Raw genomic sequence first — 17,381 nt, 5'->3', positions numbered from 1 at the left:
ATATTAGGTGAATTTTACATATTAATAGCCGATTCTAAATGAGAATCGGCTATTATACTATTTACGAGTGTTTTTCTTGTAAAGGGATTAAGCCTCAACCTTAGAGACTCTTTTGAAACCAGTCTTTACTGCTTGTACCATTTCGTTTACAGCGTAAATAGATACATCGGCATTTGGATTTAACCCTTCAAACCAGTGATAGGCATTTGGATATAAATGAAACTCGACATCAACACCAGCTTGCGCTAGTTTGCTTACATAGGTTAATGTTTCACTGCGGAATGGATCTAATTGACCAACAAATGTGTAAGTATATGGTAAATCACTATAATCCTCTGCTCGAGAAGGCGCTGCATAGGCAGGGATTTGATCTGTTCCATACATTTCTCCTAAATACATTTTCCAACCAGCTTCATTTGCCTTTTGATTCCAAACAAATCCTTCTTTAATTTCATTCGCTGAAGGTGTATTATTTCGGTCATCAATCATTGGATAGAGTGGCATCTGTAAACAAATTGAAGGATATTTTCGATCTCGGGCTAATAATGATAATGCTGCCGTTAGTCCACCTCCAGCGCTTACTCCTGCAACCCCAATTCGATTCGAATCAATGTTTAATGACTTCGCATTATCAGCAATCCATTTTAAAGCTGAATAACAATCCTCAATTGGTGCTGGGTAAGGATGTTCAGGAGCTAAGCGGTAGTCTACAGACACAACCACACAGCCAACTTCTTTTGCAAACCTCATACAAGTATCATCGTTATCATCTATAGACCCTAAGATATAACCACCACCATGTATCCATAATAAGACAGGTAAAGGTTCATTATTTGATTTTGGACGATAAATTCTTAATGGTAACGGATTATCATCAGGTCCAACAATGACTTCATCTGTTAACGAAAGGGATTCATCAACAACGGTAGGTGGTCTCATTTGAGCTATTCCTTCTCTGATTGATTGCAAGTTTTCCGGGTGTAAATCGAGATTTGGAAACATCTCTAACCCTTGTAATAACTCTGGATTTACTCTTGTTTTCATTTTAGCACCTCTATTTGTAATTGTTTTCGAATAAATGAAGTGTATTCTAAGTAGTTTAATTGTGAAAAAATATCACAATTAAATTGTAAATTGGATATGCGATAACAGTCAACAGAATATTCGGAAATTAAAGCCTTTCTCAAGAAGGAGTTTCACGCAACCAATAATACAAGTAGTAGATTTAGGAGCAAAGTGTTTTCATGTCGTTGTATTTATGTACACTTAGTTTTCTAATTAAACCAAGTGATAATCCTTTTTATTTTAATGACATATTGCAAGTGATACCTATTCGAATTCATACTCGGAAAGAATTAATACATTTTCATTCCTTAATATATAATTCAGGGAAATACTCATGGGCAGGCATTAATATAGGAGAACAGTACAAATTAAAATAACTGTTTAAAAAAATTCCTTTTATTTGGCTAGAAAAGGAGTAGATTCTTTTTTCTTATCTAGACTCATGAAGAAGTATGAAAATCAGAATTTATAATTCAAAAGCCAGCTTAAAGTAATTGCAATAATTACTTTGGATAGTAATCTTAAAAAAATATAAAAAAGAGAAGAACTCACCAAGGTTCTTCTCTTTTTTATATGTAATTAGGGTTTCCATAACTGTAGATATGGATGGTGTAAATTAATGGATGAATAATTTACTCTTAAAATTATAACAGAACAATTAAAGATTTTTATATGTAATATTGCATATAAAGGGTAAACAACAATAATTTCTTTTTATAAAAATAAGCCCCTGGTGAAAATGATGAGTAACCCTTTTCCATATGAAATGAACTTGGTATAAAATGAAAGATTACAAGTATAAGATTCTATACTTAGTAATCCCTCACTTTAAGGCATGTCTTTGGGGAAGTGTGAGGAGTTCAATCGATTCTGAATAAAATTGATAGTATCAGTTGCAATTTTTTTACGTTTAAGAACAATCCCGGCATGTCCACATGTATAAATATATCGCGTAGGTCTTTCCCAGGATTCCCACAAATAGTCCGTATCCTCAGAGTGCACATATAGATCGTGCTTACCTGAAATTAATAAAATATTTTCTTTTTTTACTTTTGGTAACGCTTGACTCGGTTCAGTGATTTTCCAATAAGCTATTAAATCATCATACGTAACACCATGATGTTCCAAATCTTCTCTAATAAATTTACCTGGATTTGTCTTCCAAATTGAATATGAGAGTCGATCCGCGTAGAAAATGGATGCTAACACATCAATTTCTGGTTCAACAAGAGATGTTAAGTTAGTAATAACTCCACCTAAACTGATTCCTATTAAAATCAAGGGACCATTTTTATTTTCTTTAATCCATTTGATCAAAGTTCGTAAATCAGCTACCGCTTGTCTAGTTGCTTCTACAGTTCGTTCAACATTGGCACTTACCATGTACTCTCCACTGTATAGGGATTGGTTCGGTTTTCTGTCAAAATGATATGGTAAAGTGAAATAATACATATTCCACTTCAAGTTGGTCATATGGTCGTGGAATATTTTTTTTACACGTTCGTTAGAATCCATTCTCCAACCGTGAACAAAGATGACATGAGGTGCATCTTCATTTTTATGTAAAAATAATTCCACAGTGACAGAATCGTTGCGTGAATCACCAGATTGAACCGAGCTTTTATATTTGAATTGTCCAACCATGTATTCCTTTTCTTGTTTTAAATGCTTAATGTTAAAATGAATATGAGATGGTTTTACTTTATAAAAAAATTCTATGTCCTTTATATATAGTGAGGTGTTAGAAAGAGAAGTATACTGAAACTTTACACTTCTTTTTTTGTGCAAATCATACAAGGCGTATCGATCAATGAGTTTTGAAAAAATCAAATTAACCTCCTCCCAAATACATATCGTCTAAAAGATGGACAAAATTTATGCTGTAAATTAATTGTAAAATATTCTCTTTTCCTAATAGTAGATGCTTGAATTATAAAGCAGGTGGGGAATTTGTATATTATATTATAAAGCTATCAATAAAATAAAACTATAAATATCTTTTACAAAAACCTAAAAAGCAAGTTAATATTCCTCATTCATAAAAGAGAACATTAACTTGCTTATTTTCGTATCAAAAGGTACACTTTTTGAAGTGACGTAATTTATATGAAAGACAATGTGTCAATTTGTATATTTAATACAGTGATAGTTACCATAATTTTCGAAGCCTATAGTTAATTAACCTTACAATATACGTCTTTTTGGTATATAAATAGCTATATTCATTAGAGAAAGAGTTTTAATCCTTCATGAGAATCTTTAAAACCTAATTTCTTATAAAAGTGTAAAGCTTCTTGTCGTTCTTTATCTGTTGTTAACTGTACTAAATGACATCCCCGTAATTTAGCACGTTGAATAGCCCATTTAATAAGTTTACTTCCTATACCTTTACCACGTTTTGATGAGGCTGTCCGTACACCCTCAATTGTAGCTCTCCAACCCCCTTGACGTACAATGTAAGGCGTAAATGTAATTTGTTGAATACCGACAATCTCCGTCCCATCACACGCTACAATCAACTCGTTATTTGGATCACAATCAATAGCATGAAATGCTCTTATATAACTATCAGGGAGTGGTGTTTCATAGCACTCTCTTTTATTTCCTAAAACATCATCAGCAAGCATTTTTACAATTGTATCTAAATCATCTGCCGTTGCAATCCTAAATGTTATAGTTTCTGTCACTATCAAAAAACCTCCTTAATGTATGCACTTGTTACTTTTATTTTACTTGTTTAAATACAAAAGGTTAAATTATAAAATATTATGAGTCTCTATAACTTTTTCTTATAGATAGCATAAAAGCCTAACTTATAAAATTATAAGTTAGGCTTTTTAACACCATATTATTATTAGAAAATCCGACCAACTTCAATAAAATTCCATATTCTTTAATGAATTTTCATATTTAACAAGCACACATATAACCATCCAAATAGGGTGGTTTTTATTTGTTGTATAGAAATTACGTGATAAGCATGGATTTATATGCTCTCATTCAATGAATCTTAACCTAACTAAGGACTGCCTCTTTATCAATATTCAAAAACGATTACGTTTTTGGATTTGTGTTCCGGTCTTTCTTGACCAGGTCAATGAATAACTACACATAAACTCCTTATATCTCTAGATAAACTACCGATTAGCTCCATATAGACTCTAGATAACCTATATAGAATACAAGTTATCAAGGAGGTAAGAAAAAATGAACTTTATGAAACGAGCAATTCTCAGTATGAAAAAAAGAGTAGGAACATCATTAATTTTGATGGCAGTTTTCCTAATTGTTACAAATTTAGTGTTGGCAGGATTCACAATCCAAAATGCATCAAAAAAAGCTGCTGATGCAGCAAGAAAAAAACTCGGTGCAGATGTTACTTTAAGTCTTGATTTTGACAAATTAGGTCAACAAGCTAGGGAAACTGGAGAGATGCCTAATCCACCGAAGCTTAATACAAAAGAAGCAGATCAATTAGCGAAGTCAAAGTATGTAAAAGACTATAATTACATAACTAGCACTCTCGGAATTTCTGACGGACTTAAACTAGTAGGAGCTTCAGAAGGAGAAGAAGAAGGAAAAGGTAAGGCGGGAATGGCGGCTGTACGAGGCGGTTCAGGCTCCGGTACAGAAATAGATATGAATTCTTCTTTTATGATTGAGGGAGTTCGCAAAACTGCATTACAAGAAAGCTTTAAGAATGGAAAAAGTAAAATCATTGATGGGAAACCAATTACAGAACAGATGAAAGATCAGAATGTAGCTTTAATGGAAAAACGATTAGCGGAATTAAACAACTTGAAAGTAGGAGACAAAGTTAAAGTGCAATCAGGGGATAAGAAGGAAACCCTGGAGGTTGAAATTATCGGTATTTACGAAACGAATGAGCAAGCAATGGGGCAACAAGCTCCTCCTATAATGGATCCAGCTAATAAACTATATATGCCGCATTCAACTATGAAAAAATTAGAAATAGATCAAGGTATAAGTAGCATTCAAGTCGTGTATTTCTTGAAAGATCCACAAAACATTGAAGCATTTAAAGAAGAAGCAAAAAAATCTGATATTGATTTTAATTATTATAAATTAGATGCACATGATTCGTTGTACAAACAAATGATTGGGCCTATCGAAAATATCTCATCTACTTCTCAAATGATTATTTATATTGTATCAATTGCAGGTGCGATTATTTTAGGGTTAATCATTATGTTATCGATTAAAGCACGTCGTAAGGAAATGGGGATTCTATTGTCCATTGGAGAGAAAAAGTGGAAACTGATGGCGCAGTTCGTAGTAGAAGTAGTATGTATCGCTATTTTAGCATTTGGATTATCCATAACAACAGGAGCAAAAATTTCTCAATTCATAGGGAATAATTTACTTTCGAGTGAAATTGCTACAGCAGGAGAAGAAACAAACACCCCACAAAATGGAACTGTAATGGTAGCTGGACCTGGTGGAACTGTACAAAATCAAAAAGAGGATCCAATTGATAAAATTAATGTAAGTGTAACAGGAGAAGATGTAGGGAAAATGGGAGGGATTGGACTAGCTATTGCTATATTAGCAACGCTTCTTCCAGCATTATCTATTCTACGCCTGAATCCAAAACAAATTCTTTTAAAAGATGAATAAGGAGGCTCGATATGGAGACGATTTTACAATTTAAAAACTTAGATTATTATTATGAAAGTAACGGAAAAAAAGTAGCGATACTAGACAATGTTAACTTTTCTTTTCAAAAAGGACATTTTTACACGATTCTAGGACCATCCGGATCTGGTAAAACCACTACTCTTAGCTTAGGTTGTGGGCTAGATATACCTAAAAATGGTTATGTACTGTTTAATGGAAAGGATATTCGAAAAATTGGTTTGGATCGGTACCGTAATCAAAATGTATCGGTAATTTTCCAATCTTATAATTTGATTACCTATATGACTGCTCTTCAAAATGTCTTAACAGCAATGGAAATTACAGGTGTTAAAGTGCAAAATAAAACGGCAAGGGCGTTAGAATTATTAGAGAAAGTAGGACTTACAGAAGTAGAAGCGAAACGAAATGTTCTGCAACTAAGTGGCGGGCAACAGCAGCGTGTAGCAATCGCTCGAGCGTTATCTTGTAATGTTGATTTACTGATTGCGGATGAGCCGACAGGAAACCTCGACGAAGAAACGGCAATGGATATAATAGAACTGTTTCAAGAACTTGCACATAAAGAAAATAAATGTATTATTGTTGTGACGCACTCACAGGAAGTTGCTAAAAAATCAGATCGTGCAGTCTATTTAAGTAAGAAGAAGTTGGTAGTAAACGAAATTTAATATAAACACCCTAGTTTTTTAATTCACATAATTTTCGAAATCAGTTTCTTCAAATATTTATATTTGATATACAATATAACAAAGCCATAATCAAAATGGTCTCCCTGTATTGAATGTTAAGATAGTTTGTTATTCCCTTTTTAACAATTTTTGAAAAAGAACTTGTAGTATATTCTACAGGTTCTTTTTTGTACTCTTTCAATATCAACGGTCTTCAAATGAAATATGAATTTTAACTAAGTCATTCTTTGGAGTAATTATTTATTCGTTACTTTTAAATCGTCTAACACTATTTTAGTTGCATCTGCAATAAGTTTATCATCGTATTTCGCATCTTCTTTCGCATGATTAGAAAGTATCGCAAGCATAATTGGCTTTTTATTTGGTGGCCAAATGATTGCAATATCATTCCTTGTTCCATAAGAGCCAGAGCCAGTCTTATCGGCTACTTCCCATTCTCCTGGAACTCCAGCACGAATTAAGTTGTCCCCCGTTGTATTTCTTTTCATCAAATCTATTAAAAAGTTCCGTTTCTCAACTGAAAGTATATCGCCTAGCGCGTATGCTTGAAGACTAGTAGCTAATGCCTTTGGGGTACTAGTATCACGAGTGTCTCCTGGCTGCACTTCGTTTAATTCTGGTTCAAAACGTTCAGGATTTGTGACAGTATCTCCTATTTCTCTCAGTGATTTTTTGAATTCACTTGGCCCACCTAATTGTTTAAGAATAAGATTTTGTGCAGTATTATCGCTATATCGAATGGAAGCATCCGCAAGCTCTTTCAGAGTCATACCTGTATCTACATATTTTTCAGTAATTGGATTGTAATTCACAAGATCTTTGCTAGTATACTTAATTCTTTGATCTAAATCTTCTATTGATTTCTTTTGTAACAGTGCTCCCACAGCAAGGGCTTTGTGGGTAGATGCGTATGCAAACCATTCATCTGAACGATAAGTAACGGTTTGATTCGTACCTGTGTCCAATGCATAAATACCAAGCTTAGCATCATATTCTTTTTCCAGCTTTACAAAAGAATGATTACTTGTATTTTCTTGTTTGGTTTGTTTCGGTGGTGCGGATTGAATATTACTATTGGAACAGCCTATAAGCGTTACACATGAAAGTAATACTACAGGTAACATCTTTTTATAATGCGAAATGTGAAAAAACTTCTTTGAAACTATCATACATTTTCAACCTCTTTCAAGAATTTATGGATTTTGTATAGGTATTTTACATACCGATACAATTAATAAATGTACCAGATAGCACTCATCTTGTGTTTCTTGCATTACAAAATGAGAGAACTACCAAAAGCACCTTTTTTATACGTAATAGACAATCTAAGTAACACATTTGTTCCATTTATGATTAAGGTTTTGAATATATCCATTAATTTTATTTATAAGAATCACAAAATCTACCTTTTTTGCACGCCACTTAATTTAATGTGGATTTAGATTGAGTTTACCTCGTAATGGGAATTTCAATTGGATTGCGCATATATAACAACCTCATTTCGGACAGAATAAGTAATAACAACTACTGATTTCATTTTAAGTGAGGTGTTATACGATACATACGACAAAGCAAAAAAGACTTGTGGTGCAAAGTATAACTACATTTAGTCTACTAATAACGACTATCTTTACACCCATGCTTATTTACATTGTTTATGGATTACAGATTTCGAAAGGCTTTGAGGGATACTGGCCATCAATCTTGTTTTATACAACTTATATGACGGGTGTGTTTATCTGGATACCTATTGTGAATAAGGCTGGGATTCACCGCTCCTTATATTGGACTGTTTCTATTCTGATAGTATCATTACTTAGTGTTACTTTCTTTGGATGGAGTTCAAGATGGCTAGAAATAAGTGCGTTATTTTCTGGTTTTGCAGTTAGTACAATTTCTACCATGACGAGTACTTTATTGTTTCTACATGTGGAAGGCGGGGGAAAGGTTTATACTAAAAATCAACAAGCGATTATTATTGGTATCGTTTTTCTTTTACTAATAATCGTATTGTTAGCGATTAGTTTTTTATCGCCGCCGCTGATAACATGCATATATGGGATTTGTTTAATCAGTATCCTTTTTGCTATAAAAAAAATGCCGAAAATAGAGTTAGCCAAAGGGCTTTTACCTATCTCCATCGTATCGGTTGTAGGAAAGTTTCTTTTTGTCTCAATGCTTATTCTTTTGATACGAACAAGTCGTAACATAAATAATGAACAATATATTTTTTATTTTTTTCTACTTTCTATAGCGCTTATTTGTTTCATGTTTTTGAGTTTGTTGAAAGGAAAGTTCTTTCATAAACTTTCATCTTCTTTACCAATTCGCTTAAAGGCAGAATCATTTTTACTTGGATTAGGAAATGGATATTTATTTTTGATGGGTATTTTTTATAGTTTTACTTTCTATAACATGTTAACCTGTATTTTCATTGTAGTTGGACCATACCTATTAGGGATTTTGATGTCCATATTTTTAGATATCAAAGCTGCTAAGAAAGTTAATCCAATCCATTTGTTTTTAGTAAGTACTTTAATCATGATATTCGGGTTTTATTCTCCAATATTTATAGTCCTTAGCGTTACATTTGGGAGCTATGCCATTAATAGTATTTCTTCTCAAAATAATATGAAAGTATATATGGTGAATGCTACACATAGAGAGCTTTCTTTACTCATTTACACAACATGGAGAAATATGGGGAATATATTTTTACAATTTTTTATATTGATTGTGATTGTGGGAGTAGGGGTGTTTTACGATGTCGAATGGTCGCAACTTTTCCAAACAATTGTTGGGAAGGGTCAAATGCAGATTGAAGGGTTATCCGTACAACGATTGATGTTTATGTTAGCAATTTGCTGTTGGCTTGGCATGGTGGGCTTAGGTATGTGGATTGGTAAAAAAACTAATCCCAATATTGCTTAAAAAGTAACTCGAAAAATAACAATACTAAAACTACAAAAAACAAACAAACTCGTCCTACTAAGAGGGGAGTTTGTTTGTTTTTTGTTTAGATAATGGAATGTTCATGCTAAATTGTACACTACGTCCCATATTCTTTATAGAATACTTTATATCTAGCGTTTCAAGAATTTGTTTAACAATATATAGCCCCAAACCACTTCCTCCAGTATTTCGATTCCTTGATTTTTCAATTCGATAAAATGGTTTGAAAATTTGTTGTATATCCTCTTCTTTAATATTGACACCTGTATTCATAATTTGCATTTTGATTTGACCTTGTTTAGAATCCTCACTTAACTTTATATAGACTTTTTCATTATGTGGTGAATACATAACCGCATTATGGATAATATTTTTACATGCTTTTTCAAAAAGAACACGATCTGTATAAACAGAAAGATCAGAATCAATTTCTTTTATTATTTGGATGCTTTTTTGAGAAGCAAAAAATTCGAGATCTTTTGTGATTGTATCTATTAACTTCGAAAGATTAACTTCTTCTACTTTTAGTTTAAAGGTGTGTTGTTCTAATTTCGACATGCTTAAAATTTCACGAACTAATTGTTCCATAATTTCAATAATTTGATGATTTTTCTTTAAATATTGATCACGATTTTGATAAGGGCCAATATTGTATATCATCCCTTCTAAGTATCCTTTCATTACAGTAAGAGGGGTCTTTAATTCATGTGCTACAATCGCAAAAAACTCTCTGCGTTTTGTTTCTATTTCTCGTTCTTTTTCAATATCATTTTTTAATTGTTGATTTGCTTTTTTTAAATCAAACATAGCTTGTTGTAAGTTAATAGACATGTCATTCAAACTATTAGATAATTCTCCTAACTCATCTGTAGAGCGAACCTCAATTTTTTCGGAGAAATCTAAATTTGCCATCTTTTGTGCACCCTCATTAATATAAATAAGTGGTTTTGTAATAAACCTGGAATAGAAATAAGCACTCCCTACACCAATTATGAGTACAATGATACTAATATAGGGGAGAAAGCGTACTAAAACCTGTGAAGCTTCATCAATTGGTTGAAATGTAGCAAAGACTATAAGCGTTAAACTACCATCTTGAAATTGAATTGGTTTCGTAACGTTATATGAATTGCTAAGGGTACCTGCATTCTCGAACCGTGTCGCTCTAGTAACTACTGTTGTTTGCGAACCATTTTGAGTAAAAGAAAATGAAGGAGAGTATTTAATTATTCCCTCATTATTTTGAAGATAAAGCATCGCATTATTTTTTTTGGCATATTCATCAAAAAGTGGTATCGCATCTTGAAACGTAAGATCTTTAGACTTATCAATGATTTCTTTTATCCCTGTTTGAAGTTGATCTGTTTTGTATTGTTCATAAAACGTAGGGAGAAAGAAGTATAAAGTTAAATAAATCAATACTGCAAAGGATAACAAAATGAGAGAGGTAGTCATAAAGAGTTTATAAGTAATTTGCTTCATCTTCATAATTTTTATAATGCTACTCATCAATTTTATAACCAATACCCTTTACTGTTTTAATGTAAGGAATAGCTAATTTTTTACGTAGGTTTTTAATGTGTGTATCAATTATTCGTGTTTCTCCAAAATAATCGTACCCCCAAACTTTTTCTACGATATTTTCTCTTGTGAGTACTTTTCTCTCATTTTGAAATAGTAGTTGTAGAATTTCAAACTCTTTTGTCGTTAATAAAATTTCAACGTCATTTACATATACTCTATATGCATCAACATCGATACGCACTTCTTTAAATACCAAATGATTATTTACATTTTTATCATAACTTCTTCTAAGTACAGCTTCGACTCGTCTAATCAAAACATGAAACGAAAAGGGTTTTGTTATATAATCATCGATTCCAAGATCGAACCCTTTCATTTGATCTTCCTCTTCTTCCAATGCAGTTAGCATAATAATTGGTACGTTTGACTGACTTCGAATCATCTTGGATACTTCAAATCCATTAAGATTGGGCATCATTATATCTAGAAGAATTAAATCAAAGGATTGCTTATTAAATTGTGTCATACCCTCTAATCCATCTGATGCAACTACAACTGTATACTGTTGTGTCATTAAAAATTGTTTAATTAATTCCTGAATTTCTTGATCGTCTTCTACCACGAGAATATGATAGTTTTTCATAATATCACCTCTGGTAGTCATTATAGCCTTACTATCTGGAGTTTATGTGGAGATAAATTAGGAGATTTCACAAGACGATTATTGTGTTAGCTCCACGTTCAATAAAATGAATGATTAATATTTAAGTAAAACTAATGTATAATAATGTAAATTGCGTGTAATTTCTTAAAACTGTATGAAAATATACTTTTGCTTCTTTACCAGAAGGGGAAAAGGAAATGAATTTCAATATAAAAGAAGCTACCGAAATACTAGAGCGCGTGCCACAAACTTTGGAGTTTTTTTTATCTAGTTTATCCGGCGAATGGCTACATTGTAATAAAGAGGAAGGAACTTGAAATACATTCGAAGTAGTTGAGCATTTAATTGATCCGGAGAAAAACAACTGAATTTTAAGGCTAAAATTAATTCTCTGGGAAGGTGAAAATAAATCCTTTACTCTGTTTGATCGTTATTCTCACATAAATAACAACTCTTTTGATAAACCCAAAGTTTAAAGGTACGAACTAGGGATTATTTATATAATGCGAGAAAGGTTGTGAAATTATTTGAGGGGTTATAAAGCAATGCTATTTGATTTAGATGATACGTTACTTGATAGGGATAAGGCAGTAGATAAACTGTTTTCCATTATTTTAGAGGAGTTTTATGGGGATGTTGAACAACATGCAGTAAAAAACGCAATGTTACAGAAATTCAAGGAATATGATAAAAAAAGCTATGGTCATAGTGATAAAGTAAAGGTTTTGGAATCGTTTTTTGATGAATTCCCACCGAAATATAGATTACCACGCAATTGCATTCAAGACTTCTGGAATAATAATTTCCCGAAATGTTTTTCTATAAACCAAAATACTATTAATATCATAATTACTATAAAGTCACATATTAAAGTTGGAATTATAACAAATGGCTCAACTCAGAGGCAAAAAGCAAAAATAATTAACACGAATTTGAATCGTTATTTTGATACAATCATTATTTCTGAAGAAGCGGGATTTAGTAAACCTGACAAACGCATATTTGAATTAGCATTAAATAAGCTAAATGTACAATCAGAAGATGTACTATTTGTTGGAGATGACTTAGAAAAGGATATTGCTGGTTGTCAAAATGCAAATATAAGGGGCATATGGTTCAATCCTAATATGATTAAGAATAATACCGACACTAAACCATATGCCGAGATTACTTCTTTTGATAATTTATTAAGTTATTGTGAGAGATAAATTTTCAAAAATAGTAAAAAGATAGATTACCCTTAATTTCATTGACCGTATGAGAAGTTTTAAAACAATATTTATTTACGATGAAATAGAGGTTATTGAGCCAGGGGCAAATCATTTATGTGTGTTCATGAAGATCTACACAGCATGTTTAATATATACTTTATAAAGTATATAGGAGTGAGACTATGAAAATAAAGAAAGTAGTAATTGGCGGAATAAATATTGCCGTCGTCAGAAACGATACAGTATTAATATCTGACGTTCAATCTGCATTAGATCTCATGGCAACAGTTCAATATGAAGCGGATTCAAAGCGGATTGTTATCAATAGATCATTAATAAGTGAAAGTTTCTTTGACTTAAAAACACGTCTTGCGGGTGATATTCTTCAAAAGTTTATTAATTACAGCGTGAAAATTGCTATCGTCGGGGATTTTTCTATGTACACTGGTAAAAGCTTAAAAGATTTCATTTATGAATGTAATAAAGGTAAGGATATTTTTTTCTTAGCAACTGAGCAACAAGCAATTGAAAAATTAAGCTCATTGAAATAAAGATATAAAATGTAATTCGAAAGAGGCATCCGTGATGGTGCCTCTTATTTGTATTTTTATATAAAAATGTTTTTCAAATTTAAATTTTGTACCGGTACAGTAACTGCAAATGTACATTGTTACAATATCCCTTCAAATTTACAATCAGCATATATTATTTTAACTTATAACTTATTAAGGGGTGCTGAATATGACAAAGTTACAAGATCAACTCTTTACAAGATTAAACCTTGAAAAACGTACTGAAATAAAATTTGAAGAATTAAGTACAATACTCTTTGCATTTGCCCACACAATCCCGTTTGAGAATTTAAATGTAATAGCAAGTAATGCGAATACAATTTCTATGAAAAACTTACAAGAGAAAATTTTAACTAGTTCTCGAGGTGGGCTTTGTTATGAATTAAATACTCTTTTTTACTATTTTTTAAAAGATAGTGGTTATGATGTACAACTCGCACTAGGTACCGTATATAAAAATGATATAAACGCTTGGGCACTTGAAGATGGGCATATAACAATTATTTTAAATTACGAAAACGTAAGGTACTTAATTGATGTAGGTATTGCTTCATTAGTACCTCTTGTGCCAGTACCGTTTACTGGCGAACTTGTTTCTTCTAAAAACGGTTCGTATCGAGTAAGACAAAAAGATACGAGTAAAGGAAACTATGTTCTAGAAAGAATAGATGTTGATGGAGAATGGAAAGTTTGTCATGCTTTTTATAAACATATTATTGATGAGACAGTAGTAAACGATGTTCAAAGAAGAGTGATAGAAGATGAGAAATCTATTTTCAATAAAGGACCCATTGCAGTAAAGTTGACGGGTTCTGGTCATGTTTCCTTAACGAATACTAGTTTAACTGAAATCATTTACGGAGAAAAAAGTAAGCGTGAAATTACAGGGAATCAATATAGAGAACTATTACATTCACTTTTTAATATTGAACCATGAAAAAGTGAATAGCCGACTCCTATTTGGAATCGGCTATTTTGTTATTTCGAGCCAAGTAGATTCCGTTCTCAATTTAAAGTTTGATTTTCTTAATAGATATAATACACTAGAACAGTATAAAAAGTATGTACAATGAATTTTTAATGTAAAGGAAGATTATTATGTCAGTTATCGATAAATTGAAACTTAATAAGTATACAAATATGGTCGTTATTAACGAACCAAGTGATTATGACATTTTTACGGGTAAAGAAACTGCATTTTCAAAAGAACACGATGCCATTTTTATTTTTGTAGAAACACTTGATGAAATGGTGAAACAAACGAATTTTATTATTAGTAATGAAGAATTACTAATTGAAAAAGGTTACGTGTTTTTCGCATATCCGAAAAAAGGTAATGCTCGTTATAGTACGTTTATTCACCGTGATGAGATGTTTCCGGCATTAAACGTTGGAGATGATGGATATGTGGGGGAAAGCGAAATTAAATTTGCGCGAATGGTAAGTATGGATGATGTCTTTACAGTTGTAGGTTTAAAACGTGAAAAGAAAAAAGCGAAGAAAACACCTGTAGCGAGTCAATGTGTTGCTGATTATGCTGATCGAATTCAAGATGTGGAAACACTATTGACTGACCATCCGACTGAGTTGAAATTCTATCAAAGTTTAACACCTGGATATCAAAAAGATTGGGCACGTAATTTATTTTCTGTAAAACAAGAAAAAACACGCGATAAACGTCTTGAGAAAATGATTGAAATCCTTTCACAAGGCTATAAAACAATTGAATTATTCCGTAAGAAGAAAAAATAATGATTAGGAACGTCACAATGATGCAACAATTAATTACGTTGAGCACATTGAAAAAAGGATTCCTTTCAGTATACTAAAGTATGGTCTTATATTTAAATAATTAGCAAAAGAGAAAAGGTGTTTGAAATGAAATCGTATATTGTAGTTGGAGCTGGAATTTTAGGGGCATCTACTGCCTATCATCTGGCTAAGGCCGGTGCAAATGTAACAATTGTTGATCGTCAAGAGTTAGGTCAAGCAACTGATGCAGCAGCGGGTATTGTATGCCCATGGCTTTCACAACGTCGTAATAAAGCATGGTATAAAATCGTTAAAGGCGGTGCACGTTACTATTCTTCGTTAATTCAGCAATTAGAAGAAGACGGTGAAACGGATACAGGTTACAACCGTGTAGGTGCAATTAGTTTACATACTGATGAGAAAAAACTAGATCAAATGGAAGAGCGAGCGTATAAACGCCGTGAAGATGCACCGGAGATTGGTGAAATCACTCGCTTATCAGCTGAAGAAACGAAAAAATTATTCCCAGCATTATCGGAAGAATATAGTTCTGTTCATATTAGTGGCGCTGCACGAGTAAATGGAAGATTATTACGCAACGCATTAATAAGCGCTGCGAAAAAACATGGTGCAACTTTCATAAAAGGTGATGCAGTATTAGTCCGTGAAGGGAATCATATTATGGGAGTTAAAGTAAATGACGAAACAATTGTAGCGGAAAAGGTAATGGTAACTGCAGGCGCATGGGCGAACGAAATCTTGAACCCATTAGGAATTAATTTCTTAGTTACGTTCCAAAAAGGACAAATTGTTCATTTACAAATGGAAAATACAGCAACAGAAAATATGCCAGTTGTTATGCCGCCGAACGATCAATATATTTTAACATTTGACAATGGCCATGTCGTAATTGGTGCAACGCATGAGAATGATACTGGTTTCGATCACCGTGTAACAGCTGGTGGTTTACATGAAGTATTCCATAAAGCGTTAACAGTAGCGCCTGGTTTAGAAGATGGTACAATGATTGAAACAAGAGTGGGCTTTAGACCGTTTACACCAGGGTTCTTACCTGTTATTGGACCACTACCTAAATTTGAAGGGATTCTCGTTGCAAACGGATTAGGCGCTTCGGGTTTAACTGCGGGACCATACTTAGGATCTGAACTTGCTAAACTTGCGTTAGGACAACTGATTGAATTAGATTTAAACGATTATGACGTTGCTGGGGCAATTGAATAGTAATAAACAAAAAAGATTAGGAGTGATTTCCTAATCTTTTTGTTATGTTGTTTGGGCGTAACTAAGTATTTTGAGAGGTAGGAGTTCTTTTAAACAAGGGGTACCACCACATCGCAATCAAGCTAAGAAAATAGATAACCCACAAAACGAAAATTTTTTGCCCTTTATAGCAACGAAGTGCATTTTTATCGTTTGAAGTATTAGAGAAGAAAGGTTGATTCGTTCAATATAGAGGCGAATATCCTTTCTTTTTATACATATCAAAAATATAAACAATAGCCTCAAAAACTGGAGGCTATTCAATTTCACAATCTATTATGAGTAATTACAATAGGTAAGCTCTTTAAAGTCTGTCCCATCGCTGTATTCGTAAAATGATGAATAACATCAAAACCCTCAACTTGATTTCACAAATGAAATTAAAGCGATAGGCCGGATCCAAATTAAAGTTTTTTAAACCTAATTGGACTTACCATTAAGAGAGCGAGGAGCAATGTAATCCATGCATTGCTATATGAAAACAAGCTCATACCAGCCAATGGTAATCCAGCAGCTGGAATAGGTAATCCCTTAAAATATCCAATGGTTGGTTTTACACTAAATTTAGCTAATCTTAAAGCACCCATCGTTGGGAAAAGGATAAATGCCAAAGAAGTTAAAATAGATGGTGTTGCTATCGAATGAAATAAAAGTGCAGGAGCAACTCCGAAACTAACAATATCAGCTAAGGAATCCAATTGTACACCAAACTCACTGTTCACTTTTAATTTTCTCGCAATTCTTCCATCAAGGAGATCTGAAATAGCTGAAAAGAAAATAAAAATGGAGGCTACTTCCAAATATTCACTCATATTCATGGTAATTGAAAAAACACCGCACAATAAATTTCCAATCGTAAATAAATTGGGTACAGCTTTTACTATCTGATTGAACAAGGTTGTCCCCCCCTAAGTTGATCAAACTTCACATTTATGTAGCATTTTCTATATATTCTTCCGTTATTCTTGAAAATATATGACTACTGTATGCTAAGTAAATATCGGCAAGAGAA

Annotated in this window: 14 protein-coding genes and 1 pseudogene; 8 read left to right on the top strand and 7 right to left on the bottom strand. The window is 32.7% G+C overall.

Annotated features, from left to right (window positions below; genetic code table 11):
* Window positions 1-87 precede the first annotated feature (87 nt).
* The 3 genes from ACE38F_RS15515 to ACE38F_RS15505 all read right to left on the bottom strand — a co-directional run bounded on the left by ACE38F_RS15515 (window position 88) and on the right by ACE38F_RS15505 (window position 3,752).
* Window positions 88-1,044, bottom strand: coding sequence for an alpha/beta hydrolase (locus ACE38F_RS15515; RefSeq protein WP_375369082.1), 957 nt, complete (start codon window positions 1,042-1,044; stop codon window positions 88-90).
* 849 nt (window positions 1,045-1,893) lie between these two features.
* Window positions 1,894-2,895 (bottom strand): alpha/beta hydrolase, encoded by a 1,002-nt coding sequence (locus ACE38F_RS15510; RefSeq protein ID WP_375369081.1) that lies wholly within the window; start codon window positions 2,893-2,895, stop codon window positions 1,894-1,896.
* Window positions 2,896-3,290: 395 nt separating this feature from the next.
* Window positions 3,291-3,752: a GNAT family N-acetyltransferase gene (locus ACE38F_RS15505; RefSeq protein ID WP_375369080.1), complete on the bottom strand. Its 462-nt coding sequence runs from the start codon at window positions 3,750-3,752 to the stop codon at window positions 3,291-3,293.
* 520 nt (window positions 3,753-4,272) lie between these two features.
* Here ACE38F_RS15505 and ACE38F_RS15500 point away from each other — a divergent pair.
* A complete protein-coding gene (locus ACE38F_RS15500; RefSeq protein ID WP_002085363.1) occupies window positions 4,273-5,703 on the top strand; it encodes an ABC transporter permease in 1,431 nt (476 codons plus the stop codon).
* Between the two features lie 11 nt (window positions 5,704-5,714).
* Window positions 5,715-6,392, top strand: a complete 678-nt coding sequence (locus tag ACE38F_RS15495; protein ID WP_002200387.1) for an ABC transporter ATP-binding protein — start codon at window positions 5,715-5,717, stop codon at window positions 6,390-6,392.
* Between the two features lie 257 nt (window positions 6,393-6,649).
* On the opposite strand, the gene bla is transcribed toward ACE38F_RS15495, so the two are convergent.
* On the bottom strand, window positions 6,650-7,582 hold the full coding sequence (bla, locus tag ACE38F_RS15490) for a class A beta-lactamase (RefSeq protein WP_375369078.1): 933 nt from the start codon (window positions 7,580-7,582) through the stop codon (window positions 6,650-6,652).
* A 469-nt stretch (window positions 7,583-8,051) separates the two neighbouring features.
* On the opposite strand from bla, the gene ACE38F_RS15485 reads away from it, so the two are divergent.
* Entirely contained in the window at window positions 8,052-9,344 is a 1,293-nt protein-coding gene (locus ACE38F_RS15485; RefSeq protein WP_375369347.1) for a hypothetical protein, read from the top strand.
* Between the two features lie 57 nt (window positions 9,345-9,401).
* Here ACE38F_RS15485 and ACE38F_RS15480 read toward each other — a convergent pair whose 3' ends face one another.
* Both ACE38F_RS15480 and ACE38F_RS15475 read right to left on the bottom strand, forming a co-directional pair.
* Window positions 9,402-10,874 (bottom strand): sensor histidine kinase, encoded by a 1,473-nt coding sequence (locus ACE38F_RS15480; protein WP_375369077.1) that lies wholly within the window; start codon window positions 10,872-10,874, stop codon window positions 9,402-9,404.
* Window positions 10,867-11,532 carry a response regulator transcription factor gene (locus tag ACE38F_RS15475; protein ID WP_375369075.1) on the bottom strand — a complete coding sequence of 222 codons (666 nt, stop codon included), beginning with the start codon at window positions 11,530-11,532 and terminating at the stop codon, window positions 10,867-10,869. Before ACE38F_RS15475 ends, ACE38F_RS15480 begins: the two co-directional genes overlap by 8 nt.
* A gap of 566 nt (window positions 11,533-12,098) precedes the next feature.
* Between ACE38F_RS15475 and ACE38F_RS15470 the strand changes: the two are divergent.
* The 5 genes and pseudogenes from ACE38F_RS15470 to ACE38F_RS15450 all read left to right on the top strand — a co-directional run bounded on the left by ACE38F_RS15470 (window position 12,099) and on the right by ACE38F_RS15450 (window position 16,330).
* A pseudogene (locus ACE38F_RS15470) lies at window positions 12,099-12,775 on the top strand (HAD-IA family hydrolase).
* A 171-nt stretch (window positions 12,776-12,946) separates the two neighbouring features.
* Window positions 12,947-13,315: a DUF4180 domain-containing protein gene (locus ACE38F_RS15465; protein ID WP_215556449.1), complete on the top strand. Its 369-nt coding sequence runs from the start codon at window positions 12,947-12,949 to the stop codon at window positions 13,313-13,315.
* Window positions 13,316-13,505: 190 nt separating this feature from the next.
* A complete protein-coding gene (locus ACE38F_RS15460) occupies window positions 13,506-14,273 on the top strand; it encodes an arylamine N-acetyltransferase family protein (RefSeq protein ID WP_215556450.1) in 768 nt (255 codons plus the stop codon).
* Between the two features lie 161 nt (window positions 14,274-14,434).
* Entirely contained in the window at window positions 14,435-15,088 is a 654-nt protein-coding gene (locus ACE38F_RS15455) for a YdeI/OmpD-associated family protein (protein WP_375369074.1), read from the top strand.
* 126 nt (window positions 15,089-15,214) lie between these two features.
* Window positions 15,215-16,330 (top strand): NAD(P)/FAD-dependent oxidoreductase, encoded by a 1,116-nt coding sequence (locus ACE38F_RS15450; protein WP_375369073.1) that lies wholly within the window; start codon window positions 15,215-15,217, stop codon window positions 16,328-16,330.
* 443 nt (window positions 16,331-16,773) lie between these two features.
* On the opposite strand, the gene pssA is transcribed toward ACE38F_RS15450, so the two are convergent.
* The gene (gene pssA / locus ACE38F_RS15445) at window positions 16,774-17,265 is read right to left on the bottom strand and encodes a CDP-diacylglycerol--serine O-phosphatidyltransferase (RefSeq protein ID WP_375369072.1); all 492 of its coding nucleotides are present in this window, start codon (window positions 17,263-17,265) and stop codon (window positions 16,774-16,776) included.
* Between the last annotated feature and the right edge of the window lie 116 nt (window positions 17,266-17,381).

The organism is Bacillus altaicus (genome assembly GCF_042136375.2).
In the GTDB taxonomy this organism is placed as follows: domain Bacteria; phylum Bacillota; class Bacilli; order Bacillales; family Bacillaceae_G; genus Bacillus_A; species Bacillus_A cereus_U.
This window is presented reverse-complemented; position numbering and strand designations above follow the sequence as displayed.